At 47.9% G+C, this 25,546-nt stretch carries 21 protein-coding genes and 2 pseudogenes; 11 read left to right on the top strand and 12 right to left on the bottom strand.

Translation table 11 applies throughout. The features are described from left to right. Positions 1-2: 2 nt before the first annotated feature. The gene (locus tag EAO37_RS04970) at positions 3-1,307 is read left to right on the top strand and encodes an anaerobic C4-dicarboxylate transporter (protein ID WP_120951963.1); all 1,305 of its coding nucleotides are present in this window, start codon (positions 3-5) and stop codon (positions 1,305-1,307) included. Here the strand turns inward: EAO37_RS04970 and nusA are convergent. Beyond that, the gene (nusA, locus tag EAO37_RS04965; protein ID WP_120944942.1) at positions 1,296-2,432 is read right to left on the bottom strand and encodes a transcription termination factor NusA; all 1,137 of its coding nucleotides are present in this window, start codon (positions 2,430-2,432) and stop codon (positions 1,296-1,298) included. The two genes, EAO37_RS04970 and nusA, sit on opposite strands and share 12 nt — an antisense overlap. A 120-nt stretch (positions 2,433-2,552) precedes the next feature. On the opposite strand from nusA, the gene EAO37_RS04960 reads away from it, so the two are divergent. Beyond that, positions 2,553-3,413, top strand: coding sequence for a pirin family protein (locus EAO37_RS04960; protein ID WP_120951960.1), 861 nt, complete (start codon positions 2,553-2,555; stop codon positions 3,411-3,413). A 35-nt stretch (positions 3,414-3,448) separates the two neighbouring features. Here EAO37_RS04960 and EAO37_RS04955 read toward each other — a convergent pair whose 3' ends face one another. From EAO37_RS04955 to EAO37_RS04915, 9 genes and pseudogenes are all read right to left on the bottom strand, one after another. After that, positions 3,449-4,795: an outer membrane family protein gene (locus EAO37_RS04955; RefSeq protein ID WP_268877453.1), complete on the bottom strand. Its 1,347-nt coding sequence runs from the start codon at positions 4,793-4,795 to the stop codon at positions 3,449-3,451. Between the two features lie 85 nt (positions 4,796-4,880). Then, the gene (locus EAO37_RS04950) at positions 4,881-6,536 is read right to left on the bottom strand and encodes an outer membrane family protein (protein ID WP_120944945.1); all 1,656 of its coding nucleotides are present in this window, start codon (positions 6,534-6,536) and stop codon (positions 4,881-4,883) included. A 172-nt stretch (positions 6,537-6,708) separates the two neighbouring features. Then, on the bottom strand, positions 6,709-8,184 hold the full coding sequence (locus EAO37_RS04945; RefSeq protein ID WP_120944984.1) for an outer membrane family protein: 1,476 nt from the start codon (positions 8,182-8,184) through the stop codon (positions 6,709-6,711). A 118-nt stretch (positions 8,185-8,302) separates the two neighbouring features. After that, positions 8,303-9,667, bottom strand: coding sequence for an outer membrane family protein (locus EAO37_RS04940; RefSeq protein WP_120944947.1), 1,365 nt, complete (start codon positions 9,665-9,667; stop codon positions 8,303-8,305). Positions 9,668-9,671: 4 nt separating this feature from the next. Further along, positions 9,672-11,125, bottom strand: a pseudogene (locus EAO37_RS04935) (outer membrane family protein). A 176-nt stretch (positions 11,126-11,301) separates the two neighbouring features. Beyond that, positions 11,302-12,753 (bottom strand): outer membrane family protein, encoded by a 1,452-nt coding sequence (locus tag EAO37_RS04930; RefSeq protein ID WP_120944950.1) that lies wholly within the window; start codon positions 12,751-12,753, stop codon positions 11,302-11,304. A 181-nt stretch (positions 12,754-12,934) separates the two neighbouring features. Beyond that, entirely contained in the window at positions 12,935-13,870 is a 936-nt protein-coding gene (locus EAO37_RS04925) for an ACP S-malonyltransferase (RefSeq protein ID WP_120944953.1), read from the bottom strand. A 29-nt stretch (positions 13,871-13,899) separates the two neighbouring features. After that, complete coding sequence (locus EAO37_RS04920) at positions 13,900-14,424, bottom strand: outer membrane protein (protein WP_235853023.1); 525 nt, start codon at positions 14,422-14,424, stop codon at positions 13,900-13,902. A gap of 116 nt (positions 14,425-14,540) precedes the next feature. Beyond that, a complete protein-coding gene (locus tag EAO37_RS04915; protein ID WP_120944957.1) occupies positions 14,541-14,900 on the bottom strand; it encodes a hypothetical protein in 360 nt (119 codons plus the stop codon). 67 nt (positions 14,901-14,967) lie between these two features. Here EAO37_RS04915 and recG point away from each other — a divergent pair, with 67 nt between their 5' ends. The 8 genes from recG (at position 14,968) to EAO37_RS04875 (ending at position 21,655) form a co-directional block, all read left to right on the top strand. Beyond that, positions 14,968-16,851: an ATP-dependent DNA helicase RecG gene (gene recG / locus EAO37_RS04910; protein WP_235853024.1), complete on the top strand. Its 1,884-nt coding sequence runs from the start codon at positions 14,968-14,970 to the stop codon at positions 16,849-16,851. Positions 16,852-16,935: 84 nt separating this feature from the next. Continuing rightward, the gene (gene ccoN / locus EAO37_RS04905) at positions 16,936-18,435 is read left to right on the top strand and encodes a cytochrome-c oxidase, cbb3-type subunit I (protein WP_120952028.1); all 1,500 of its coding nucleotides are present in this window, start codon (positions 16,936-16,938) and stop codon (positions 18,433-18,435) included. 9 nt (positions 18,436-18,444) lie between these two features. After that, the gene (gene ccoO / locus EAO37_RS04900; RefSeq protein ID WP_120944959.1) at positions 18,445-19,152 is read left to right on the top strand and encodes a cytochrome-c oxidase, cbb3-type subunit II; all 708 of its coding nucleotides are present in this window, start codon (positions 18,445-18,447) and stop codon (positions 19,150-19,152) included. Next, positions 19,152-19,361 carry a cytochrome c oxidase, cbb3-type, CcoQ subunit gene (locus EAO37_RS04895; protein ID WP_120944961.1) on the top strand — a complete coding sequence of 70 codons (210 nt, stop codon included), beginning with the start codon at positions 19,152-19,154 and terminating at the stop codon, positions 19,359-19,361. Before ccoO ends, EAO37_RS04895 begins: the two co-directional genes overlap by 1 nt. 1 nt (position 19,362) lies before the next feature. Then, positions 19,363-20,226, top strand: coding sequence for a cytochrome-c oxidase, cbb3-type subunit III (gene ccoP / locus EAO37_RS04890; RefSeq protein WP_120944963.1), 864 nt, complete (start codon positions 19,363-19,365; stop codon positions 20,224-20,226). After that, the gene (locus tag EAO37_RS04885) at positions 20,223-20,411 is read left to right on the top strand and encodes a DUF4006 family protein (protein WP_235853025.1); all 189 of its coding nucleotides are present in this window, start codon (positions 20,223-20,225) and stop codon (positions 20,409-20,411) included. The genes ccoP and EAO37_RS04885 overlap by 4 nt, the downstream gene beginning before the upstream one ends. Before the next feature lie 106 nt (positions 20,412-20,517). Continuing rightward, positions 20,518-21,111 carry a hypothetical protein gene (locus tag EAO37_RS04880; protein WP_235853026.1) on the top strand — a complete coding sequence of 198 codons (594 nt, stop codon included), beginning with the start codon at positions 20,518-20,520 and terminating at the stop codon, positions 21,109-21,111. Then, entirely contained in the window at positions 21,101-21,655 is a 555-nt protein-coding gene (locus EAO37_RS04875) for a hypothetical protein (protein ID WP_120944965.1), read from the top strand. Before EAO37_RS04880 ends, EAO37_RS04875 begins: the two co-directional genes overlap by 11 nt. Here EAO37_RS04875 and EAO37_RS04870 read toward each other — a convergent pair. Then, complete coding sequence (locus EAO37_RS04870; protein ID WP_120951955.1) at positions 21,645-22,478, bottom strand: outer membrane protein; 834 nt, start codon at positions 22,476-22,478, stop codon at positions 21,645-21,647. The two genes, EAO37_RS04875 and EAO37_RS04870, sit on opposite strands and share 11 nt — an antisense overlap. An 85-nt stretch (positions 22,479-22,563) precedes the next feature. Further along, positions 22,564-23,232 (bottom strand): annotated as a pseudogene (locus EAO37_RS04865) (outer membrane protein); the annotation flags it as partial. 550 nt (positions 23,233-23,782) lie between these two features. On the opposite strand from EAO37_RS04865, the gene EAO37_RS04860 reads away from it, so the two are divergent. Further along, complete coding sequence (locus tag EAO37_RS04860) at positions 23,783-25,444, top strand: BspA family leucine-rich repeat surface protein (RefSeq protein ID WP_240451733.1); 1,662 nt, start codon at positions 23,783-23,785, stop codon at positions 25,442-25,444. Positions 25,445-25,546: the final 102 nt, after the last annotated feature.

The raw sequence follows: 25,546 nt of genomic DNA, 5'->3' as shown, positions 1-25,546 counted from the left end.
GAATGCTACTCACTTTACAGATTTTGGGCTTATTGGGGGCGATTTATCTAGGCGTGCGCTTGGGGGGTATGGGGATTGGCTTTGCGGGGGGCTTGGGGGTGGTGGTGTTGAGCTTGTTTTTAGGCATGCGCCCGGGTCATATCCCTTGGGATGTGATTCTCATCATCATGGCTGTCATCGGGGCGATCTCTAGCATGCAACTTGCTGGCGGGTTAGATTATTTAGTGGGTTTGGCTGAAAAAATCTTGCGGGGCAAGCCCAAATACATCAACTACCTAGCCCCCCTAGTTACCTACACCCTGACTTTATTAGCCGGCACGGGGCACACCGCTTTTTGTGTCTTCCCCGTGATTGTAGAGGTGGCTAAGGGACAAGGTATCCGCCCCTGTCGCCCCCTATCCCTAGCCGCAGTGGCTTCCCAAGTGGCGATCACAGCTAGCCCGGTGTCGGCGGCTGTGGTGGCGATGAGTGGGTTTTTAGAACCCTTGGGGGTGTCTTACCCCACCTTGTTAGCCATTTGTATCCCCACAACTCTGTGCGCGTGTTTGATCACCGCCTTTTTGGTGAGCGCGTTTTTGCCCAACCAGCTAGAAAACCCTCTTCCAATTACAAACATGCCCGAGCGCGCGCCCAAAGAGATGCGCAGGGGCGCAAAACTCTCTGTGCTGATCTTTGCTTTGGGGATTGTGGCGGTGGTGTTTTACGCCAGCGCGATCTCTAAAAATGTGGGCTGGATCAAGCCCGTAATTTTGCCACGCAACGATGCGATCATCGCCTTCATGCTCACCATAGCGGCTAGCATTGTGTTAGCGTGCAAAATTGATGCCAATGAGTTAGTGCATACCAGCACCTTTAAGGCGGGCTTGAGCGCGTGCGTGTGCGTGCTGGGCGTGGCGTGGCTGGGGGATACCTTTGTGAGGGGTTATATTGAACCCATCAGAGCCATCGCCTCTACTTGGCTCACCCACTACCCCTTTTTACTCGCCGTAGGCTTGTTTTTGACTAGCATGTTGCTGTATTCCCAAGCTGCCACCACCAAAGCCATTATCCCTAGCGTGATCATAGCTTTGGGGATCACCCCTGAGCACACCCAGCATGTCTATATCGTGGTGGCTTCCTTTGTAGCTGTTTCTGCGCTCTTTGTTTTGCCCACTTACCCTACCTTGCTAGGGGCTGTGCAGATGGATGACACGGGGAGCACGCGCATTGGTAAATACATCTTTGATCACCCGTTCTTTTTGCCCGGTTTATGTGTGGTGAGTTTGTCTGTGGGGTTGGGCTTTGGGCTAGCCCCTTTACTCATTTAAAGAGGGTTTAGGGGAGGGTTTAAAGAGCGATTCGAGCATGCTTAAACCGCTTTTGGTGGGGGTGGTGGGGGTGGTGGCTAGGACATCAAAATCAATATCGTAACCTGTGAGCATGCACGCTAGGCGCACATTGACTCCGCTTTTGCCAATGGCTTTACTCTTTTGATCCCCATGCAAAGTTACCAAAGCGTTTTTTTGCACCTTGTCTTCTAAGGGGGTTTGACTCAGTTCGATCTTGATGATTTGGGCGGGGGATAGGGCGTTGGCGATGTAAATTTCTGGCACTTCGTGGTAGTGCACGCAATCGATACTCTCATTGCAGAGTTCTTTGCTGATGGCGTTAATGCGCGTCCCTTTAACCCCCACAGTCGCGCCAATGGGGTCAATCTGGGCATTGTGTGAGCGCAAGGCAAGTTTAGCGCGATCGCCCGGAATGCGCGCGATCCCCATAATTTCAATTTCTTTATCGGCGATCTCAGGCACTTCTAAATGCAAGAGAGCTTCTAAAAACTTGGGCGTGGTCCTAGAGAGTTCTAAGATCAAGCCTTGCTTGCTAAAGCGCACACTCTTTAAAATCGCGCGCAAGGTGTCGCCCGCCTTGAAACTCTCTCCCTTGATACGGTTGCGCAGAGCTAATACCGCCTGCACGCCCTCGATCTCCACAAAGGTGTTCTGGTGCTTATCCACATCTAAAACCACGCCACGCACAATGGTGTTAAGCATGCCCTTGTATTTTTGGAAATATTGGTCTTCTAGGCTTCTTTGGATATTGTATTCCAAGTCCTTAAAAAGCGCGTTCACAGCACCGCGTTTCATGTCCTTTAAACTGATCTCATAATACACTAGATCGCTAGGCTTCAAAGAGGGGTCATCTTGCAGGGCTTTGCTCAAGGGTAGCGTGTTTGTGGGGTCTGATTCTAGCTTGGGATCGTCATCGGCGCACACTTCTACGGCATGCAATAGGGTAAAGTCCTTATTGTTATCATCAATGATAAAATTAGCCTGTGTGTCGATGGTGTTTTTTGCCACTTTCAAAATGCTATTTTTGACAACTTCTTTTACCATCTCTAAACCCAAGCCCTTTTCATAGGCGATCAATTCTACGATGTCCAAGATTTTTTCCATCTATGTCCTTAAAATGTGGGGATTTAATCAAAGTAGATAGGCGTAGTATAGCAAAATTCGGGTTAAAACCCCTTTGGGATCGATTAGCCATCGTGTTTTATAATGGGCAAAAGGATTGGAATGAAACAAATAGCTAGCGTGCGCGGTGCTTCGCGTAAACATTGGGTGGGCGATGGTTTTTATGTCAGCACCATGCTCAGTTATAACCACCAGCACGATCTTCACGATCCCTTTTTGCTTTTAGACTACAACCAGCCTTATTACTTTCAAGCAGGGGAAGTGCATGGGGTGGGCGAGCACCCCCATAGGGGTTTTGAAACGGTTACGCTTGTCTACCAAGGGGAGGTGGCGCATCGAGATTCGCATGGAGGCGGGGGCGTGATTGGGGCTGGCGATGTGCAATGGATGAGCGCGGGGTTAGGGGTGATGCACCAAGAATTCCACTCAGAGGCGTTTGCCAAAAGGGGCGGGGTGTTTGAGGCGGTGCAAATTTGGGTGAATTTACCCAAAGTCCATAAGATGATTCCCCCCAAATACCAAGCCATCCAAGCTAAGGATATTCCGGTGGTAAAGCTCAAGCAGAGTGCGCGCGCGCGCGTGATCGCTGGGGAATTAGAGGGGGTAGAAGGGATCGCGCGCACCTTTAGCCCTATTGGTATGTGGGATGTGTGTATGCATGCCAATAAGAGCTATGTCTTTGGCGTGCCAGAAACCTGTAATTTGGTGATCTTGGTATTGGAGGGGAGCGTGCTTATAGGGGAGCAGGAAGTTTCACAGGGGCATTTGGTGAGTTTTCAAAGGGGGGGATCTGGGGTAGAGATAAAGGCTAGGAGTGAAGCTAAATTGTTGATTTTAAGTGGCGAACCTTTAAATGAGAGTGTGATCGGGTATGGTCCCTTTGTGATGAATAGCCAAGCAGAGATCAAGCAGGCTATTTACGATTTGGAAAGGGGGGTGTTTGGGCAGATCGTGGGGGGCTGAAACCCTACTCCCGGATAAAGGCGCGGTGCTTCACTTTATAAGATTTGAAACCCATAAGTGAGGGTGAACATCAAATGGCTACGATCCGAGTCCACATTGCGGGGCAGGGGGAAGGCTCCCCATGAGCTACAATAGCCAATGCAGTAGCCCTTTTTGGTGATGTTGTTGTAATACTCTATTTTGAGATCGAATTCTAAATTGTATTTGCTCCAAAAGTAGTTGAGGAATAGGGCTAGGCTTTGTTCGTTGGCGCGCGGAGAACCTGTCAAACGCCCTAAGATCTTCCAAGTGAATCCCCGGTAGTGCGATCCAAAATACAAAAAGCCATTGAGCGCGTCCTTGCCTACAATGTTGTTAATCTCAGCGTCATAAATGCTATTAGTCCAGATGTTGTAACCCAAAGGGTCGCCATAAATCCCAATATCCCCATTGGCGTTGCCAATATTCTTATAGATACTGCCCCCAAAACTCCATTTATTGTAATAAAAGCGTGAGCGGAAGAATAGAGTTTGCCCGTCCTTACCCATGTTTTCTTGCTGGAAGAGAATGATGTCAGGTCCGCGCCCTGAGGGGGGGAAGAAGGGGAAAAAGCCCACGAAAGTGCCCACCCATCTAAAACCCTTGTCTTTGAAATTGGGATTAGTGTCGTAGGTGATATTGATTCCGGGGGCGTTCATGCGCCCAAAGATGGAGTAAAAATAGGGGTTGACTTTCCAGCCCTTCTTTTGGTAGCGCACTTCAGCGATCATCAAGGGTTTGCCGCTGGTGTAGTAACGCCCAAAGGGCCAAAACCAGTCGCTAGAGGCAGAGGCGCGCGCATCGGAGTAAAGCACGCGTAATTTGGTGTCCTTGTATTTGACATAGCCCTCCACGCCCTGACTAAAAGAAGTGAACCAATCGTAGTCAGAGAGTTCATAACGCCCTCCCTTGATCCCAAAAATACCCTTGTAGTCATAACTCAAATAAGCGTTATGCACCATAAAATAACGCGGTTTTTGCACATGCAAGCCACTGTGCCCGGCAAACCAACCGATGTATTCCCAAAATATCCCCCCATCATGCTGGTAATACTGCCCGGGTCCTCCGGGTTGACCCGGGGGGATATTATTGCCTTGATAAGCTGTGGAGTCGTAAGGCAGGGCTGAAGCCATGGCTCCCACTTCGGCGCGCAAACCCTTGTAAAGGTCTAAACTCAAATTCATCTCGGCTAAAAGAGAGGTGTAACTTCCGGTGGGGTAGATCAAACGCGCAGGGTTGTATTTTTGGTTATTGAAACCAAATTTGGTGTAGGTGCTTAACTTGCCCGTCAAACTCATGTCAAAGGCGGATAAACGCCCTAGAAATGCGAATAAAAACCCCAAAAGAAAGAGTGTTTTGTGCACGACAATCCGCCTTTAAGCTGTTTTTGCGATCAAAAGGCGATTATAGCAGATTCCGCCCCGCTTAAAAAGCGCAGGCAGACATCCCTTAGAAGCTGTAGCTGATATGGGTCATCAAGTGGCTGCGATCTTGAGCAACGGTGTTTCTGATATAGCCCACATTGGCAGGTCCTTGTGCGAACGCGCTAGAGGAGAAAAGCCCGGTGTTGATGTCTAGGGGCTGACCGTATTTACTCAAGTAGCCCACGCCCGGGTTATAGCCCGCGCGGATGACTTGCAAGAACCATTCGAGTTTGATCCCCGCTTTGATGTGTTTGCCAAATTGGTAGTCTAGATACAAGGCTAGGGCTTGACCATCTGCGCGCGGAGATGTGGTGTAACGCTCCGCTAGCTCCCAGTCAAATTTTCCATAAACACCCCCGACTTTTGCGTAAAGCGTTAGAGCGTCCGCAGCGGTGATGTTGTTGATGCTGGCAAACCCTAGCGAGTAGATACCACCCGTCCATTGTTCCACACCATCGATGGCAACGGGGTTACCATAGGTCCCGATATTTGGGTTGGGGTTACCTAGGGCGTAGTAGACACCAAAGGAGGCGTTGTGGTTATTGAAGTCAAAGCGTTGTTTGAAGAGCAAGACCGCCCCACCGGGTCCTTGCAACCCGCGCCATTGCCCTTGATCTAAGAAAGGGTCCCAAGTGTTATAACGCGCGGGAGCATAACGCCCAAAACTAGCGTTATCCCATTGGTAGACATACATGCCATAGAAAGTGGTTTGCGATCTAAAGCCCCGCCCATCAAAATCCGGGTTGGTGTCATAATAGATCTTCACTTCGGGTGCGGTGAACACCTGCGGGGAGAACCACACATGGGGGTGGACATAGAAATGTTTGTTCACTTGGTAGATAAACCCGATCTTGTGCTGACCCCAAGGCTTTTCGCGGTAGATAGGGAACATCCATTGCCCATCAGCGATACCACGGCCCCAGGAGCTAAACACTTGGAAAGTCAGTTTGTTGGTCAGCTTGAACATCCCATAAAAGCCCTGTGTGAGTTGGTAGAACCAGTCGACCATTTGTATTTGGGTGGTGTCATAACGCCCAAAGATCATCCACACCCTATCGCTTTTATACTGGATATTAGCCTTGTAGATTTCATAGCGGCGCGACTGCCCCGGGGTATAAGCGCTAGCTGGGTAGTAGTTGGGGAACAAGCCATTCCACTCGCCCATAAACATATAGCCAATCCCCCTAGGATCGGCGATGCCCCCGGGCTGGTATTGGTTGGCATAAGGACCGCCCGTAACGATGGACGAACAGAATTGACCGCCTGCAGTGCTACATTGGTTTGCGTATTGTTCCCATTGCTTCCACAACGCTGGATCGGAAGACTTGACATCTGTCGCATAACGATCGTAGCGCGTGCCATCGTAGGGCATACCCCCTAGCGCGCCTCCCACAGTGGCACTCCAACCCTTGCCCAAGTGCAAGGTGCCCTCTAGCTTACCGGTGAGCTCCACAAAAGTGCCCGTGGGGTAGATTCCCTTGATAGGATTGATGGGAGAAGTGTTAAAGCCCACTTTAGAGAAGTTGATGAGATCCCCATGCACCTCGTAGCTCAAAGCGTCTAAAGCGCACACCCCTAAGGACGAGGACGCGACAAGAGCCGGGACAACCCTACTCAGCCCCAAAGCGCGGAGCCACCCGTCCCTCTGCCCCTTTTGTTGATGATTGATTGTTACTTCCATGTTACACTCCCTTTCAAATAGCTTAATAAAGATTGCCTTGTTTAAAAGACCTGTTTAAAACACGCGTCCTTGTGCGCGCATTGTAATATTTTTTTTCTTAAAGATACCCTAGTTTCTACCTTTTTCTCCCTGCTTGAGAACATTATGTGATCTTTTTCACCCATTGCCCCACCTAGAACTTCAAAGTGATGTTAGTCATCAGGTGGCTTCGATCTTGGTAGTTGGCTTGGTAGGCGGGGTCGTTGAAATGGGGCAGACCAAAGTAACCCACGCGGTAGCCTTGATGGATTTGCACCCCATAATACTCAATTTTAAAGTGCAAAAACACAGAGGGGCTAAAGGCGTAGTCTAAACTCAGGGCGGCGGAGTATTCATTAGCCCGCCCGCGGTGCCCTTGGGCATCTTTATTGGCATTGCTCACGCGCCCAAAGATATGCCAAGCGAATTTTTTATACACACTCCCCACAGAGCCATAAATGGTTGTGGTGTTGGCGTTAATCATCGCGTCAGCCAACCCGTCAAACCCGGTATTATCCCAGAAATCATAAGCCACGATCCCATAAATATCATTGACATAAGAGGTGTTATTCCCCATGGGCATGGTATGGTAACCGATGATCGCATCTGAGTTGCCAAAGGTGTTATAGAATCCTAAAATGTAGGTGAATTTGTTCCAGCGAAAAATTTGGCGGATATTCAAAGTTACCCCGTATTTGCCCATGCGTGATCCAAAGTGCGCGCTGTCCCAAATGCTATAGAGCCCGGTTTGGGGATCATACCAGCCCGAGTTATAAACCGGGATTGTTACCATCAGCAAGGTTTGGGAGCGAAACCCCACTTGCTGGAAATTCCTATTGGTGTCATAAACGAGCTTAAAACCCGGTGCGTTGTAGGTTTTGGGCGCAAAGTAGTAGTAAACTTCCGCGCTCAAGCCTCCATGATCGTAGGTTGCGCTAATCCCATGCCAGCCGTAGTTGATGAATTTGCCATTTTTTTGCAAATAAGGCACAACGGCATAGAATTGGTAAATCCAAGAGTTAAACGCCAAACCCCGCCCAAAAGAGCTCCACCACCACAATTTGAGATTCTTCATGGGTCTGTAGTAAAGCTCCCAGCCTTGGTTAGACCCGCTCATCAGGTCAATATTGGCTGCGTAACGCCCCAACTTCACCCCAAAGATGTTTTTATACTCGTAATCTAAATACGCCGTGTCTAGCACATAGGGGCGCGCGTTGTAAGCCCCGGATTTGCTAGGTCCTTCATAATCCGGTCCAAAATACTTATTGAAGAAGTAGCCATGCCAGCCCCCAATGAAGTTGTAGACATCAGAGCCAAAGAGTTTGCCATTAGACTCGTCTATGAGATACTTAGTTGAGTTATAGGGCACTCCAGCCATCTCCCCACCTAAGTAAAAATTGAGTTTGTGGTTAGCCGTGTGCTTGGGCAGTAGACCTACGCGCACTTGGGCGATCCCGGCTACATCTACAAAGCTCTCTGTGGGGTAAATGCCCTTAGCTGAATTGAGGCGGGAGTGGTTAAAGCCGATCTTAGAGAAAGTGTCTAGGTGCCCGCTAAAACTATAATCAAATGCGTGTAAAAAATACACACATAACAGCCCCCATAGACTAAAAAGGCGCATCAACGCCATTTGTGTTCCCTTGGTTAGTTGGTTTATCATAGTAACTCCTTTAATATCTTGTTACCATAGAAGGTTTTTTTAGTCAAAAATTTTACAGGCATGCCACTCCATTGTGTTACCAAAATACTTAGAATTGTGCTTTTAAAGAGGTCATGATATAACTGCGATCTTGAGTGTTAGGAGCAAAGTTGGGGTTATTTGGGTTATAAGCCCCATTGTAGCCCACCTTATAGCCCCTATGCGTGCTCACTTCATGGTAAACCAAGCGTATATCGCTGGTGAAGTAACGACTCCATTTGATCCCAATATTAAAGGATAGAGTTTGTTCGTTGGCTCTAGGGGAATAGGTGAGCTTACCCAACATCCCCCAAGAGAGTCGCCTATACACCCCTCCCCCAAAGGCGTAAATGGTGATCGCATTGGGTGCAAGCATATTGTCCATTAACCCCCCATAGACGCTATTATCCCGGTAATCTATGGCAATGGGGCTTCCATACCAGTTAATTTTGGCGTTCGCGTTGCCGATATTTTGGAAATAACCCACTCCAAAGTTGAACTGGTTGTAGTCAAAGCGTTGTTGGAAATACAAACTCGCCCCCCAAGACCCCAAAGCAGAACCCCTAAAGTAGTCGTTGTAAAGATGGGGGCTATAAACCGGAAAGATCGCCACAAATTCGCTCAAGGATTTAAACCCCACCCCCTCGAATTTGGGGTTGCTATTGTAGTGGAATTTAAAACCGGGAGTTACATAGGTGTTAGGGGAGAAATACACAAAGGGATCAAAGAACACATAGGGGTTCTCATAAGTCAGCCCAAAGGCGTGGATGCCTAGGTTAATGGGTTTGCCCTCTTTAGTGGTGGTGGTTACTGGGGCATACCAATCGCGCACAAATTCCCCCACCGCCAAAGAACGCCCAAAGGAGCTAAACCACCTAGTCCGCAGGTGTTTCAAAAGCTGGTAAGAGATTTCAAAACCCTCTGTATAACCGCTCATAAAGGTTGCTTTGGCTAAATACCTGCCCGCTAGAATTGTGAGGGTTTTGCCATAGTCGTAGCGCAAATACGCGCTATAGAGCACATAGGGGCGCACACGCCGATCTGACTCCACATTGGAACTCTTCCATGGGGCATCGCCCAAATACCCCCACCACCTGCCTATGTAATAAAACACCTTAGAGCCATAAACCTGCCCGGTGCTTTGATCCACCAAATAGCGCGTGCTATCGTAAGCCACCCCCCCCAAAGCCCCCCCCAAACCGCTACTAATTTTGTGCATGCTTTTGTTAAACAAGGTCGCGTCCACTTGGGTTTTTAAAGTCATAGCCACAAAGGTTTCTGTGGGGTAGATTCCCTTTTGGGAGTTGATAGCAGAGTGGTTAAAACCCACTTTGGAAAAAGACTCCATCATCCCACTCAATTTATAATCAAACCCCCATAAGAATCCCCCCTTTAGCATGGACACCAAAACTAGCGCGCGGGCAAGCTGGCGCATCGCACTACAGACTTACCTTAATTTCTGTAAAGATATGGCTTCTGTCTTGATCGGTGGCTGGCTGGCTATCCAAGCGGGGACCATTCCAACCCATTTTATAGCCTTGGTGCATCCCCACATTGTAATACTCTACTTTGATGTCCGCGTAGAAGTGTTTAGAAAACTCATAACCCAAGTTGAAAGAAAACACCTGTTCATCTGCCCTAGGTCCATAGGTGAGTCGCCCCAAACAACCCCATAAGAAACGCCCATGCACACCCCCCCCAAAGAGAAAGGCGGTAAAAGCGTCCGCGTCCATCATGTAAGAGAGGGAGTTAATGGTGTTGGCATATACGCTATTGGTCCAAAAGTCAAAACCCAAACGGCTCCCGTGGTAGCCAATCATCCAGTTGGCGTTCCCAAAACTCTTGTAAATCCCGCCCCCAAAGTTGTAGTTATTGTAGTCAAAGCGTTGTTTGATCATCAAGCTATGCGCGTTCTTTTTAGAGAGCATGCCAAACTGGTAAGTGTCCCAAAAACGCTTGGCATAAAAGGGGTTTAAAACCGTGATGTCGGTTTGGGATCGCCAGCCCAAGCCTTTGAAGTCTGGCTTGCTATCATAGAGGATTGTGAAGTTAGGGTCGTATTCATTATTGGGTGAGAAGTAGACAAAGGGCACAATACTAAGCCCCTTATACTGCCAAGTGATATAGAAGGCATGCACCCCCGGGTTGATCTGCTTGCCATTAGCCAAAGTGTAGGTTTTAGGTGAGTAGAAATTATAAAGCCACTCATTATAGGCAAAGCCCCGCCCAAAGGAGCTAAACCACCAAAATTTAAAATTCTTAACCTTAAGGGTCATATCAAGCCCTTGGGTGTAACCACTCATGTAGTCTGCCGGGGATTCATAGCGTCCCCCCCTAAAGCGGAAAATGTCCTTATAGGAGTAGTCGAGATAAGCGTTGTAGATGACATAATGTCTAGAGTTGTCGGCATAACCCTGCGCGCAACTCTCATGGGTTTGATCGGAAAGGGCGGTGAGCTGGGCTTGGGTCATGCTCTGCCCTTGGGCATAACTACTCACCCCATTGCTCAAACTGCACTGTGCCCAAGGCTTTTGCCCCACCAGCCCACCCCAGTAGCCAAAGTAGTTCCAAGCCATATCCCCATAGGGTTTACCGGTGGCTTGTTGATGAGCCCGCGCGTGCCATCATAGATCAACCCCCCTCCCATACCCCCCAAACTCCCCGAGAGGTGATGCCCGGCCGCAGTCGCGCTTTTAGAGAGCAATTCTGGGAAATCTAGTTGTAAATACGCCACCACGGTTACAAAGGTTTCTGTAGGATAAAGCCCTTTGTTAGTGTTGATAGGTTTGTTATTGAAACCCACTTTGGAAAAGGATTCCGCCCCTGCCTTAAACTTGGCAAAAGACTCTAAATTGCGCCAATCCAGCGCGTCCACTTCGCCCAATAACCCCAATGCGGCTACCAAACTCTTGGATAGCAAAGCGATCTTCTTCAATGCTTGCCCCTTGTATGATGTAGGGAATGTTTGGGCGCGCGCTTTAAGTGCGCTTACCTTACATTGATTTTAACATGCTAGGCGTGAATTTTCTCTTAGTTTGCGTTTTTCAAGAAAAGACACCCCTAAAAGCCCTAGAAAGTGGCAATCAAGTTGGTGGTCAAGTCGCTGCGATCTTGATACCCACCCTGACAGCCGGTGGTGCAAAGTCCATTCAAGCCCGCTTGATAACCCTTGTTGGTGTGGATTCCATAGTAGGCAAGGGTGATCGCCCCACTGAGGATTTTATTAAAGGTGTAACCCAAGCGCAGGGTAACGCGCCCCTCATAGGACACCGGCGCGCTACTCCATTGCCATTGCATCTCCCAGCTGAAAGTGTCTTTAAAATGCCTGCCCCCATACCCAAAGTTGCCCGTAACCGCATCCGCCTTCATCGCCGTGCCCGATCCGCCCGCATACAAGCTATTGCCCCCCAGTAACACCCCAACAGGGTTACCCATGTTGCCCACTTTGAAATTGGGGTTTTGGAAGTTCTTGTAGAAAGTGCCCGCGATGAAAAATTCGTTGAAATCAAAGCGTTGTTTGATGGCTAGACTTTGCCCGGATTGGGTGGCTGGGGTGTCATAGGAGTAGTTGCGCGCGCCCTTGCTATTGAACACCACCCAAGGGTAGTAGGTGGGGAAGAATAAGAGCAATTCGGTTTGGGAGCGAAAACCTCTTCTAGAGAAGTTGGGGTTAGTGTCCCAAGTTAGCTTCACCCCCGGAGCGTTGAAGATCTTAGGCGAAAAGTAAAAGAAACCCTCCATTAAGAGTTTATTCCATTGGTAGTTGACCTGCACGGCATGCGTCCCTAAGAGCACGGGCGCGCCATGTTTATCCCAGCCCCCTTGGGCGTTTTTGGTGTAATTGCCCGTGTAGGTAGGGCGCGCGGCATACCAGTCCATGATAAAAGAGCCGTACGCAAACGCCCGCCCAAAAGAGCTAAACCACATTAAGCGGAAATCCTTAGTCCCTCCATAGACCTCAAAACCCTGAGTTTGTGCGCTACGATAGGACATGCGGGATTTATAACGCCCCCCCTTGAACCCAAAGTAATCTTTGTATTTATACTCGATGAAAGCCTCGCTAAAGACATAGTTGCGCACGGCTTTAGCAAATTTGGCGTTCTTGGTGGGCAGATCATCATCATCCAAGATATTGACATAGCCCCCCATAAAACCATTGTAATACCCAAAGTAGTCATGCACCACAGAGCCTCCGGGGAGAAACCTCGTGCCATCGTAGAGCACGCCCCCCACCATCCCCCCTACTTGGATCAAGGTCTGGTGGGGGGAATTTTTAGGAGTCAAATCCAGCTTGAGATTCAAATAACCTGTGATCGTGGCGTAGGTAGGAGTGGGGTAGATTCCCTTTGCTCGATCCATTTTGTTGTTGTTAAAACCAATGGTGGCAGATTGATCGGCAAAGCCTCCGATTTTATAGCTAAAGCCCTGTAAAGAGCCTGTCGCCAACGCCAAAGAACCCAAGAGGACTAGAAGAGAAGTCCTAGGGGGGGGTTGTTTGAAAAAACGCGATCCCTGTGGCATGTCGCCTCCTACAATTGAGATTTAAAAAATATTGCATTAAAACCCATTTGATTACAAATGGTTTACCTTAATGTAACTAAAAAATTGTAGGATAGCCTTTATTTGTGCGTATGCTTCGCATTTTCAGCGATAAAAATAGACCAAATGCTACATAAAGCAACAATTGGCGGGCTCTTATGGGCTATTTGAGTCCTTGAGCGCGTGTAAACTCTAGGGCTTCTTGTAGGCTGGCTTGGTTGGTGATACTCAAAGTAGGTTTGGAGCTCAGGCGTTTGTTGAGACTCTGTAGCACGCTTGTGCCAAACTCTAAATAATAGCGGGCATGTTCCTCACAGAGTTGCAAACACGCGTCATAGCGCACGGGTTGCACCAACTGCACCCCCAGACACTTGAGTGCCTCTGCTTTAGAGCGGTATAACAAGGCGTTAGCGTTAGAAACCACGCCAAAGTCATAGTTATCCTCCAAACTCTGGGCTAGGAGCGCGCTAAAATCCTCTAGCATGGGGGCTAAAATTTCACAATGACTCACCACGCTCATGGGCAATAAGACCAACTTTTTAGCCCCTAAATCCTTAGCTTGCAGGGCGCATAGCACTTCTTTAGCTCCAGCCAACACGATTTGAGAGCCATTAAAATTAGCCGCATACAGCACGCGCCCCTGCGATCTAGCTTGGGCGCAAAAATCCAATAGAGGCTCTTTAGACGCGCCTAAAACAGCCAACATGCCTAATTCTTGGGGGTTTTGCGCGCACACGCGCTCCATCAAACGCCCCCGCTCAAACACGAGTTTTAACCCCTTGGCTAGACTGAGTGCCCCACTAGCCCCATTAGCGCTAATTTCGCCCAAAGAATGCCCTAACCCAGCACTAATTGGCAACGCTCCCACCTCTGCTTTAAAGACTCTAAAAGCCACCATAGAAACCAAAAACAGCGCGCTTTGGGTGTAGGGGCTTTGGTTGAGTCGCGCATCTTGCTCCCATAGCAATGCCTGCATGTCCGTTTGCAAGACATCGCTAGCTTCTTCAAACATCTCCCTAGCCAAACTAAAATGCGCGCAAAAATCCTTGCCCATCCCCACTTGTTGCGCGCCTTGCCCGCCAAATAACGCCACTGCCATTGTGATCCTTTTTTAGAAGAAATTGTAGCCTAAAAATACCAAGTGTGGGAGAGAAAGATACTATAATCGCGCACAAATTTAGAACCGATCTCGCCATCAAGTGGGACCTTAAACCCAAACTCCACAGAAACATCATGGTAGAGAATAACCGTTTGGAAACGCACACCCACTTGGGCGAAGATTCTAAAAAAGGTATGCCTAAAGCGCAAACTGGTAAAGGAGCGGTAGTTTTCGATCAAAAAATTGCGCGAAAAACGCGAAGTCGTCCAAGTGTTACCCCCTACCATCATGCCATAGAATAGCCCCCACACATTCAAGGGGTTTTTATGGTATTCCACCACCAAATCCCCCCCCACTCCGTAAGTAAACATATTGGTTTCTATATTGCTATTTTTATCCAACATCACAAAACCATAATCTAAAAAGCCATAATAGCGGGTGTAAAACCAACGATCTAGGGGGTTGTATTCGTAACCAAAAAGGATACTCGCCCCCTCAATGGTGCGGTAATGCCTTTGTAAAGTGCCATTAGCACTCAGGGTATAAAAGTGCATCTGCCCCACCTGGTATTGGCTAAGCAGGAAAGTGCGACTCTTAGCAGCATGCAAATGGAGAGCAAAAAGCCCCCACACTCCCATAAAGCACAGAAGACGCGCGAAAATACCCGCTCCTAGTAATTGTGGTTGAGCGGTGAGCTCAAATTGTCTTCGTGGTTGTTCCAATTTTGCAAAACATTATTATTCTGCGGGGTATACATAGGACCTGTGGGCTGTTCAGCATTTTGAATCGCGTCTTCCACGCTGATAATTCGATCCACCTTTTGGGTGGTTTTGGCATCGTCAATGCGGTGTTCTAAGCCCTCTATGGCACTATCTTGCTTCACCACATTTTGGGGCTTGAGTTTTTGGGCGACTCCGGTTTGGGGCGCGTTTTGGGGGTGGGACTTGCTAGACCTTGGGGTATCCTTGCACCCCACCAATAAGCCCAAACAACCTAAGATGAGGGCACAAGATTGCAACAAGTTTAACATCGCATATCCTTCATTTTTGGGCTATAATAGCATGCTTGAGGTAAGAAAAGACTAACTAGGTGTGTTGGTGGCTAGATTAGATAGCAAACTGGATTTAGGCGTAGGGCTTTGCTTGGTAGATTTTTTAGAACTCGTGTTGCACCCCCCCAAGGGGTATAGCATTTACATGCTTTTAGAAAATCTCCAGCCAAACCAACAAGGTTGCCTAGAAGTGCAGTATTTGGGCATGAGTGCGGCTAAAGTGCTCAAAGTGCGCGCCCTAGCCCTAGCCTTCCAGCGCGAGATTGAATTAGTCTGCTTTAATTACTCTGCTTACCACACCCAAGTCCTCTCCCAAAAGCGTTACTTCGTCTATGGCAAGATTAGCCACAACAACTACACCGGCGCGCTCCAAATCACCCAGCCCCAAGTGATCCAAAACCCCCAAAGCATCGCCTTGTACTTCAAACAAGAAGCCAAATACACCCGCGCTTTCAAAGCCCAAAAAGCCATTAAAAATTATTCTAATTTTGTGCGCCAAGTCTTGAGTGTAGACAATCTTGCCAAATTAGCCCTAGTGGGCGTATCCCAAGAGATGATCCAAGACATCAGTCTACTCTTCCATCCCACTTTAGAATTTGTGCGCGCCTTTGATGCCCATAAAGGCATTTTTGGCAAATACCTAGAGGCGCTCAAATTTATCGAGGCGCTGGTTTATATGTTGCGCTTGAGTGGCAAAAAATGGGAGTTTCCTAGTAAATTTGCCGGGCATGCCAATACCCAAGCTCTTCAAGAGTTTATCCAAACCCTACCCTTCGATCTCACCTGCGATCAAGAACGCGCGATCGCTAGTATCCAAGAGGACATGCAAGGGGAATTAGCTAGCAAGCGTCTAGTGATGGGTGATGTGGGTTGTGGTAAAACGATGGTGATTCTAGCCAGTGTGGCTTTAGCTGCGCCCTATAAAAGCCTTTTAATGGCACCCACTAGCATCTTAGCTAAACAACTCTATGAAGAGGCGCGCAAATTCTTGCCTCCCTATATCAAAGTGGCATTACTCTTGGGGGGGTATACCCCCAAGAAAGCCTTGCAAACCCTGCAAGAAGCGACCTTTATCATCGGCACAACCACCCTTTTATACGCGCCCTTGGACATGTCTCAAGTCGCTCTAGTGCTCAGTGATGAACAACACCGCTTTGGGACTAAACAACGCCATGATCTAGAACAGCGCGCGCGTATGGGGTTTGCAGATGGTTTTGTGCACAAGCCCCATTATCTGCAATTCTCTGCTACCCCCATCCCCAGAACCCTAGCGATGATGGGCGCAAAATTTGTCAAAACCACTCTCATTAAAGACAAACCTTACCACAAAGACATCGCCACTCACTTGATTGATAAAACCCACTTCAACGCCCTATTAAACCATATCCACCAAGAGATCGCCCAAGATAAACAAGTCGTCATCATCTATCCCCTTGTAGAAGAGAGCACGCGCGCCACTTATATGCCCCTCAAACAGGGTGCGCTTTATTGGCAAAAACACTTTGAAAAAGTCTATATCACCAGCGGAAAAGACACGGATAAAGAGGAAGTGTTGGAAGAGTTTGCCAAAGCGGGCAATATTTTACTCACCACCACCCTTATAGAAGTGGGGATCAGCCTGCCTAAACTCTCTAGCATCGTGATTGTGGGAGCGGAACGCTTGGGGTTAGCCACCCTGCACCAACTCAGGGGCAGGGTCGCGCGCTTGGGCGGTAAAGGCTATTGTTTTTTATTCACGCATAACACTGATAACCCCCGTTTACAGGAATTTAGCAAAACCCTAGATGGGTTTGAGATTGCTAATTTAGATCTCAAATACCGCGATTCGGGGGATTTATTGCAGGGCACACAACAGAGCGGGGCGCATTTTAGCTATTTAGATTTGAGCGCCGATCAAGCCCTCATCACCCAAGCAAGCGCGCTATTTTAGTCCATTTCATTAGCCGACTTCGCTAGAAACTATGCTATACTCAAGCCTTTTAAACTAGATTGAGGAGTGTGCATGGATGTTGGCATGCAACAAGGCTACGCCAAATCTGTTGGGGTAGCAAGGGGGGAGGTCGCGGAGTATGACTACTCTATAGCGCGCCTTTTCATTATCGCCATGATCGCCTTTGGGGTCATTGGCATGGTGATTGGCGTGATCTTGGCGTTCCAGCTGGCTTTTCCTAAACTCAATTACATCGCCGGAGAGTATAGTATCTTTGGGCGTTTGCGCCCCCTCCACACCAATGGGGTCATCTATGGCTTCACTTTGGGGGGTATTTGGGCGAGCTGGTATTATATCGGGCAAAGGGTCTTGAAGATCACCTACCACGACCACCCGTTTTTAAAGATGGTGGGCTATTTGCATTTTTGGGTGTGGATTGCGGCGTTGGTGGCGGGTGTAGTGAGCTTGCTTGCGGGCATCACCCAAAGTAAAGAATACGCCGAACTAGCTTGGCCTATTGATATTTTGGTGGTGATCGTGTGGGTGCTTTGGGGGGTTAGCATGTTTGGGAGCATGGGGGTTAGGCGCGAAAATACGATCTATGTATCCCTGTGGTATTACATCGCCACTTATGTGGGGATCGCCGTGCTGTATATCTTCAACAATCTTTCTATCCCTACCTACTTTGTGGCAAACATGGGGAGTGTGTGGCATTCCATTTCGCTTTATGCGGGCAGTAATGACGCGTTGGTGCAGTGGTGGTGGGGGCATAATGCGGTGGCCTTTGTCTTCACCAGCGGGGTGATTGGCACGATCTATTACTTCTTGCCCAAGGAAAGCGGACAACCTATTTTCTCTTACAAGCTCACCTTGTTTTCTTTTTGGAGTTTGATGTTTGTCTACATCTGGGCGGGTGGACACCACTTGATTTACTCCACCGTGCCTGATTGGGTGCAAACCCTCTCCTCTGTTTTTTCGGTGATCTTGATTTTGCCCTCTTGGGGGACAGCTATCAACATGCTACTCACTCTTAGAGGACAATGGCATCAACTCAAAGAATCGCCCTTGATCAAGTTTTTGGTCTTGGCTAGCACCTTTTACATGCTCTCCACCTTAGAAGGCTCCATCCAAGCGATCCGCTCTGTTAACGCGCTCGCCCACTTTACCGATTGGATCATCGGGCATGTGCATGACGGCGTGTTGGGCTGGGTGGGCTTTACAATGATCGCAGCGGTCTACCACATGGTGCCCCGCGTCTTCAAAAGAGAGTTGTATTCGGCTAAATTGATGGATGTGCAATTTTGGCTCATGACCTTGGGGATTGTGCTCTACTTCTCCTCCATGTGGGTGGCGGGCATCACACAGGGCATGATGTGGCGCGATGTGGATCAATACGGCAATTTAGTCTACCAATTCATCGACACCGTGCGGGTGTTGATCCCCTACTATGTGATTAGGGGTATAGGGGGTAGTTTGTATCTAGTTGGGTTCTTCATCTTCCTTTACAATGTGTTGATGACGATCCAAAAAGGGCGTGTGTTGGAGAAAGAACCCGCTTACGCCACACCTATGGGTGTGCGCTAAGGAGTAGCCATGTTTGATTTCCTAGAAAAAAACCCGTTCTTTTTTACTCTAGCTTTCGTGGTTGCCTTTGCCATTGCGGGGATTGTAGAGATTCTGCCTAACTTCTTCAAGTCGGCTAGACCCATTGAGGGGCTAAAACCCTATAGCATTTTAGAAACCGCCGGACGGCAGGTTTACATCAAAGAGGGGTGCTATAATTGCCACTCCCAGCTTATCCGCCCTTTTCAAGCAGAAGTGCAACGCTATGGGGCTTATAGCTTGAGTGGGGAATACGCTTACGATCGCCCCTTTCTATGGGGTTCTAGACGCATTGGACCGGATTTGCACCGCGTGGGTGATGTGCGCACCACCGCTTGGCATGAAAAACACATGTTGGAGCCCACTAGCGTGGTGCCCGGAAGTATTATGCCCGCCTACAAACATCTCTTTGTCAAAGATAGCGATTTTGACACCGCCTATGCGGAGGCTTACGCAGAGAAAAAAATCTTTGGCGTGCCCTATGACACCCCCAATGGAGTCAAGCTAGGCGATATTAAAGAGGCTAAGAAGCTCTTCTTAGAAGAGGCAAAAGCCATCGTAGACAACATGCAAAACCCCCAAATCGCCCAAGCTCTCAAGGAAGGGCGGGTTAAGGAGATTGTAGCCTTGATCGCCTATTTGAACAGCTTAGGGCAGTCTAGGATCGCCCACTCCACCCCCACTAAGGAGAATCATTGATGGATTTAGACACAATTAGAGGGCTTGCCTATGTCTTTTTTACAATCCTCTTCACGCTGTTTCTCTACGCCTACATCGTTAGCATGTATGTGAAAGACAAAAAGGGCATCACGGATTACGAACGCTATAGCCAACTCGCGCTCCAAGATGAGCTCCACGATGCGCCCATAGAACCCCGCCCATCTCTAAATCCGCACAAAAGAGGCTAATATGGATATTTTGAAAGACCATATCAATTTGTTTGCGCTAGGGGCAGCCCTAGTGATCTTGGTGCTCACTTTGAGCATGAGCTCCTCTTTATTCAAGGCGATGCGTGAGAAGACTAGTGGGGGCAATCTTTACAATGGGGGACACCAATACGATGGGATCGCTGAGTTTTTAAACAATATCCCCTCTGGATGGATCATCAGCTTTTTAGCCATCATTGTGTGGGGTGTGTGGTATATTTTTCTTGGCTATCCGCTTTTCAATTACTCCCAAATTGGGGAATACAATAAAGAGATCGCCAAGTATAACCACAATTTTGAAGCGCGTTGGAAAAATTTGAGCGCTAAAGATTTGGAGCAAATGGGGCAGGGAATCTTTTTGGTGCAATGCTCACAATGCCATGGTCTAGAGGCGACCGGTTTAGATAACACCGCGCGTAATTTAGTGAATTGGGGTAAGGAGGCTGGGATTATGGAGATCATCAAACAGGGTTCTGTGGGCTTGGGTTATCAGGCTGTGGAGATGCCTCCCCTTGAAATGAGCGATGAGGACGCTAAAGCGGTTGCTAGCTATGTGATGGGAAAAATCTCTGATCTCAAGCACACCAGCAACCCGCAGTTGGTGCAAAAAGGTGAGACGATCTTTGCAAACATGTGCGCAAGTTGCCATGGGGCAGATGGCAAGGGGCAGGGTGGCATGGCGGCGGATTTAACCCACTATGGCACACAGGTGTTCCTCAAAGAGGTTCTGGACAAGGGTAAAAAGGGGCATATTGGGGAGATGCCTAGCTTTGCTTACCGGCATTTCAACGATATTCAGGTGCGCGCGCTCGCCCACTACATCCAGTCTTTGCGAGGAGAGGAATGATGAAATGGCTCAATGGTTTGTTGGGGTATTGGCTTGTGGTGGTGGTGCTCTTGGGCGTGGTGGCTTTTCTTGGCTTTAAGGCGGTGCGCATCCAGCAAGAAGAGGCCACACATTACTACAAGTTAGACACGGGCAAGATTCAAATGTTTGAAAAAGATCGCCAATTCTATCAGAGTAAGGAATAACATGTTTACGGGTATGGAAAAATTGCTAGGGTTGTTTCTCATCATCTTGTTTGTCATCTCAGTGGTGCTTTACTTCATTAAACCTACTTTCTTGTTTGCGGTTTAAGTGGGGCGCGCGCTTAGGCTGGTGCTCTTGCTATGGGGGGGGCTTTTAGCCGACCCGGGCTTTGTGCGTGGCAATGTGGCTTTGCACCTTGTGCCTAAGAGTGTGGCGTTAGTGCAACGCGTTTCTGCAGAATTGCAAGAAAAAACCGGGGTTTCTTTGGTGTTGTTTGTCGTAGATACAGGCTTGCAAGACAAGCAGGCGCGCTTAGATTACCAGCAGGCGCGCTTAAAAGAGTTAAAAAGTCCTTTTGTAGCGTTCTTTGCCTATTTTCAAGCCCAAAAAATTGCCATTGTTACCAATCCTGCCGATTTACTCAGCGTGGATCAGATATTTTTTGAGCGCATCGCGCCCTTTTTACCTAAGAAATGGGGAGATGATATGCAAGAGAACAACGCCCGCTTTTCCTTTGCCCTACTCAATGGTTACACCTACATGGCTGATGCGATCGCGCAAAAATACCGTGTGCATTTGCAAAACAATATCCAAGAAGAAAACCATAATAGTCTCATCAAAACAACGCTCTATGTCTTGCTCTGTTCTCTCTTAGCATTGTTTTTCTATGCTTATTTCTTTGGGAGAAACCATGAACGCTAGAGAAAAGAATTATTGGCCCTTGGGAATTTTAGCCATACTTTTGCTAGGGGTGGTTTTGGTGAGCGCGCTAGTGGTTGTTGCCATTAAGAACACCCCCCAAGACGACAACTCTTATTTAGAAAAACACACTTTCACAGACGCGCATATCAACACCATGCTAGCCCATTACCGCGCCTTCTTGCAAAATTACGATCTTGTGTTGTTGAGTCAAGATCAAAGTCTAACCCCTCTATTTCCCTATTATCTCACCCAAAGCACACCCACACTTTGGTTGCGCTTGCGCCATAATCAGGTGCGTATTGTGGTGGAAAAACTCCAGTCCCAAGCCCCCCCCTTAGAATTGTCCGTGCTTCTCATCAGGGGTAGGGATCACCTACAGCCTTTTAGAGAGCCCGAATGTGTGGAGAACACTAAACAGATTACCTGCCAGCTACACCCCTTTAATTTACCCTCAGAGGGGCATTACAAGATTCTCATTCGAGCGCGCTTTCAAGGGGAGAATATCCCCTTAATTCAGCCTGCTTATGCGCGCCCTAAAAAGTGAAAGTGTAATTGATATACCAAGAGTAAAGACGGCGGATATAGAGATTGCCATCGTTCTTGGTTTTCAAGAAGGGGTTTTTCTTCATCATGGGGAATTTGACCCCAGCCTCAATACTGCTGTGCTTTAGCAAGCGCACCCTACCCCCGACATTGAACAAGAATTGGAAGTTCGTAGGTTTTTTATCCAACCCCACATAAGTTAGGGCGACATCTTTAAAATCGGGCGTGGCTAAAATCCACGAATTGCCCGCAAATTGGATGCCCCCCACCACCCCTAAAGCCATCGCTTTGTTATTGATCACATTGAGCACAACATCTGCCCCTGCACCATAGGTGAGCATATTGGGGGCAATAGGCTTATTGCTCCCTATCAATTCCTGCAAGATACCCATGACATTGAGCTGGCAATTAGGTAAGCCCACATTGGGCAAACCGGGGGGGAGTCCAGGAATGGTAGGTGGCACAGGGATTGGCGGCACGGGAGGGGGTGTGGTGGGGGGTTTTACCACGGGGGCTTGGCACACCAGCGGGTTGCCAGAGGCGTTTTTCTTAGAGGCAAACTCAATGCCTTGTGCATGGGCGTAGTCAAAAAACCCATAAAGCTTAACCCCGACATACTTGAGCGGGAACAACTGGTAACCTATTTGGATTCCAAACCCCTTTAGCGGGGCGGTAAGAGTTGTAGTTTTGCCTTTATCTTGCATTTGTAATTGCGCTTTACCTTGTTGGTAACCCCCCCCGATAAAAAGCCCACTCCCATCAGCGGCTCCTAACACAGAAACTAGAGAAGCCAAAGAGAGGGCAATAAGAGATTTAGCACGCATCATTGTCCTTTACATGGATTTTTCTTAAAATCGGTTAATCGCGCTCGCGCTTAACCTTTATATAGATGCGCGCCTATGAATTAGCTTAAAAATCGCGTAGGTAACTAATCTGGAAAGCATAAAGACGGCGCACGCTGGCTTGCAAACTATCCCCATTGGCGTTTGTGATGCTAAAGTAGCGGTGCGTGATTGTGGGGATTTTGATCCCAAGCTCAATCCCATTGCGTTTAGCAAATTGTGCGCGGAACGCAAAATTCACCAGAAATTGGAAATTAGCCGGGCTGTAGCTGGAGTCCTTATGTGTTTTGGTGTAGTTTTGAATTTCTGTTTGGATAGAAGTCGCCCAGCTATCCCCAGCTAGCTGAAACCCTAGGGCTAAACCAACAATGAAATACTTGTTGGAGAAAAAATTATAGAGCATATCTAGCCCTGCTCCATAAGTGTAGAGATTGGCAGCATAAGCCCCAGCGTAACTATCTGTTTCTCTAAAGCTATAAGGACCAAAGCTAAAGGGCTGTTCTTTGGAAGTGATGACCCCAAAACGGCTGTGGTTGTAGTCAAAAAAGCCAAAGTAGCGTAACCCAAAGGTGTGTTTCTTGCCAAAGAAGTGCTTGTAACCCACCTGCACGCCCACGCCCATTAGGGGGGGGAAACCCATGGTAGGGGTGTGTATGCCCGTGCTATTAGCATAGCGCACCATATTACCAAGACCGCTAGCTTGGTAGTTGAAGCCCGCAAAAAAACTAGATTGCTCGCCTAGAGGGGTTGGTTTTTTAGCAGAGGTGTTTTTTAAGAGAGTTGGTTTAGTTGGGGGAATATGATCGTGATCGCCCTCATTGGTATGTTCATGGTGTTGAATCTGCTCGATTTTCTTACTATCTTCTAGGAAGGGATCGTTTGGATTTGAACCGGGCGTGTCTGTTGGGCTGAAGCCCCTAATCCCTACGCCATGCAAGGGAAACGCGATTAAGGTGGCGATCATCAAACTCCGCGCCCACCCAGAGGAGAGCTCCCCATGCAACCCATTAGACATTCGAACATGCCACCCCATCATCTAAAAATCCTTAGTCTTATTTTATTAGTAATAATATTATCGTATTACTTAATACTTGCTAAAATATAAAAATTTTTTTTATATTCATAATGGAAACTAAAAATGTTTGCGCTCCATTGTCTTTTTAAGAGACTTCATGTTAGAATGCCAAGCTATATCATACCCTAGTATGCGTATATGCCCAGTTCATTGCGAGGTGAGCATGTCCCTTATCTTATGTTTAAAAAGCGTCTTGGAGGGGGTTCTTTTGGTGTTTTTGTTTCTGTGCCTGCCCTTGCATGCCCGTGTCATGTTTACTCCAAAAAGTAAAACCGAGTTACAATCGCTTTTAAAAAACCCCAACACCGCGCTCTCCCAAATCAACACGCGCTACATCACTGACATGAGCTACCTCTTTTGTCTACAAAGCCCTCTAGAGAGAAAAGGCATTTGCACTCCCTACCGTGAAGATTTCAGCGGGATTGAAACATGGGATGTCAGCCATGTAGAAAACATGGAGGGATTATTTATGAATCAGGTGCGTTTTAACCAACCTCTCAAGAGCTGGAACACCGCCCGCGTGAGGAATTTCAGCTACATGTTTGCTAACGCGATCAGCTTCAACCAACCTTTAGCGCGCTGGAACACCGCTAAGGGTGTGGATTTTAGTTACATGTTTGCTAACGCCACTAATTTCAACCAACCCTTAAACGCGTGGAACACTTCTAGAGGCGTAGATTTTAGTTACATGTTTTACCGTGCCAAGTCTTTTAACCAACCTCTCAATCGTTGGAATCGCTGGAATCGCGCCCATAAACCCCGCCAAAACTTCAGCTACATGTTTGCCGATGCCACGCATTTTGACCAAGATCTCCACATGTGGAAAGGTTTACAGCAGGCTAATACACAGGGCATGTTTTTAGGTACACGGCTTGAAAGCGCCTCCGATGTTCCTAGCACCCCCTCTAATCTCTTCACCTTTTTGCACTACCCCCAAACCAAACAAGAACTCATCGCGCTGTTAAAAGACCCCAGCGTGGCATTAGAAACTATCAACACCGGTCTCATTGAAGACATGAGTTACCTCTTTTGTAATAAAGAGAATATCTACGCGCGACTCCAACAGCTCCCTATCAAAAGTGGGATTTTATGGGAAGTGCAAGATAACGAATATGGCAAAATTGTGGAATTTTACCAACATTGCCATGCCTTAGAGGGACGCGCAGATTTGGAGGGTATCCAAACTTGGGATGTTAGCCATGTCAAAAATATGGAGGGGTTGTTTATGGGAAGAGAGGTGCGGGTGTCTTTAAATAATTGGGACACCAGTAGCGCAGAGAATATGAAAGCCATGTTTGCGCTCGCATCGTTTAATGCTCCCCTAGACGCATGGGAGATGCAACATGTCAAGGACACGAGCTTTATGTTTTATGGCTGTAAGGATTTCAACCAAAATCTCAACACATGGGATGTTAGCCATGTAGAAAACATGAGCTACATGTTTAGCTTGACCTATAACTTCAATGGCAAGATCGCGCATTGGAACCCAACTAATGCCACGAATTTACAGGGCATGTTCAAATACGCGACTAGCTTTAACCAACCCATAGGCGCATGGAATGTTAGCCATGTAACCAATATGTCCTATCTCTTTTATGGAGCTTTTGCCTTTAACCAACCTCTAAACACATGGGATACCAGCCATGTTACTGACATGCAAAAGATGTTTTTTTATGCCAAGAGTTTTAACCAGACCCTAGCAAACTGGAATACCAAAAAGGTGATGAATATGTATAAAATGTTTGCTTACACCCAAAACTTCAATCAGGATTTGAGCACATGGCACTTGCACCAAGCCAATGTGCGTTGCATGTTCTACCACGCTGTGGGGATGAAAATCTCGAACGCGTCTAAAGATTTTGATTGCACCTAGTCCCTAAGCCCCCCTTAAGCTTTCCAACGATAGAATGCGCTTTTGCCTAAGCAAATGTGAGTAACTTGAAAGTTTTACCAATAGGACGCGTCTTTGAGGCTT

Source organism: Helicobacter sp. L8 (genome assembly GCF_003660355.1).
Taxonomy (GTDB): Bacteria; Campylobacterota; Campylobacteria; order Campylobacterales; family Helicobacteraceae; genus Helicobacter; species Helicobacter labacensis.
The sequence above is the reverse complement of the archived record's forward strand: the minus strand, read 5'-3'. Positions and strand labels throughout refer to the sequence as shown.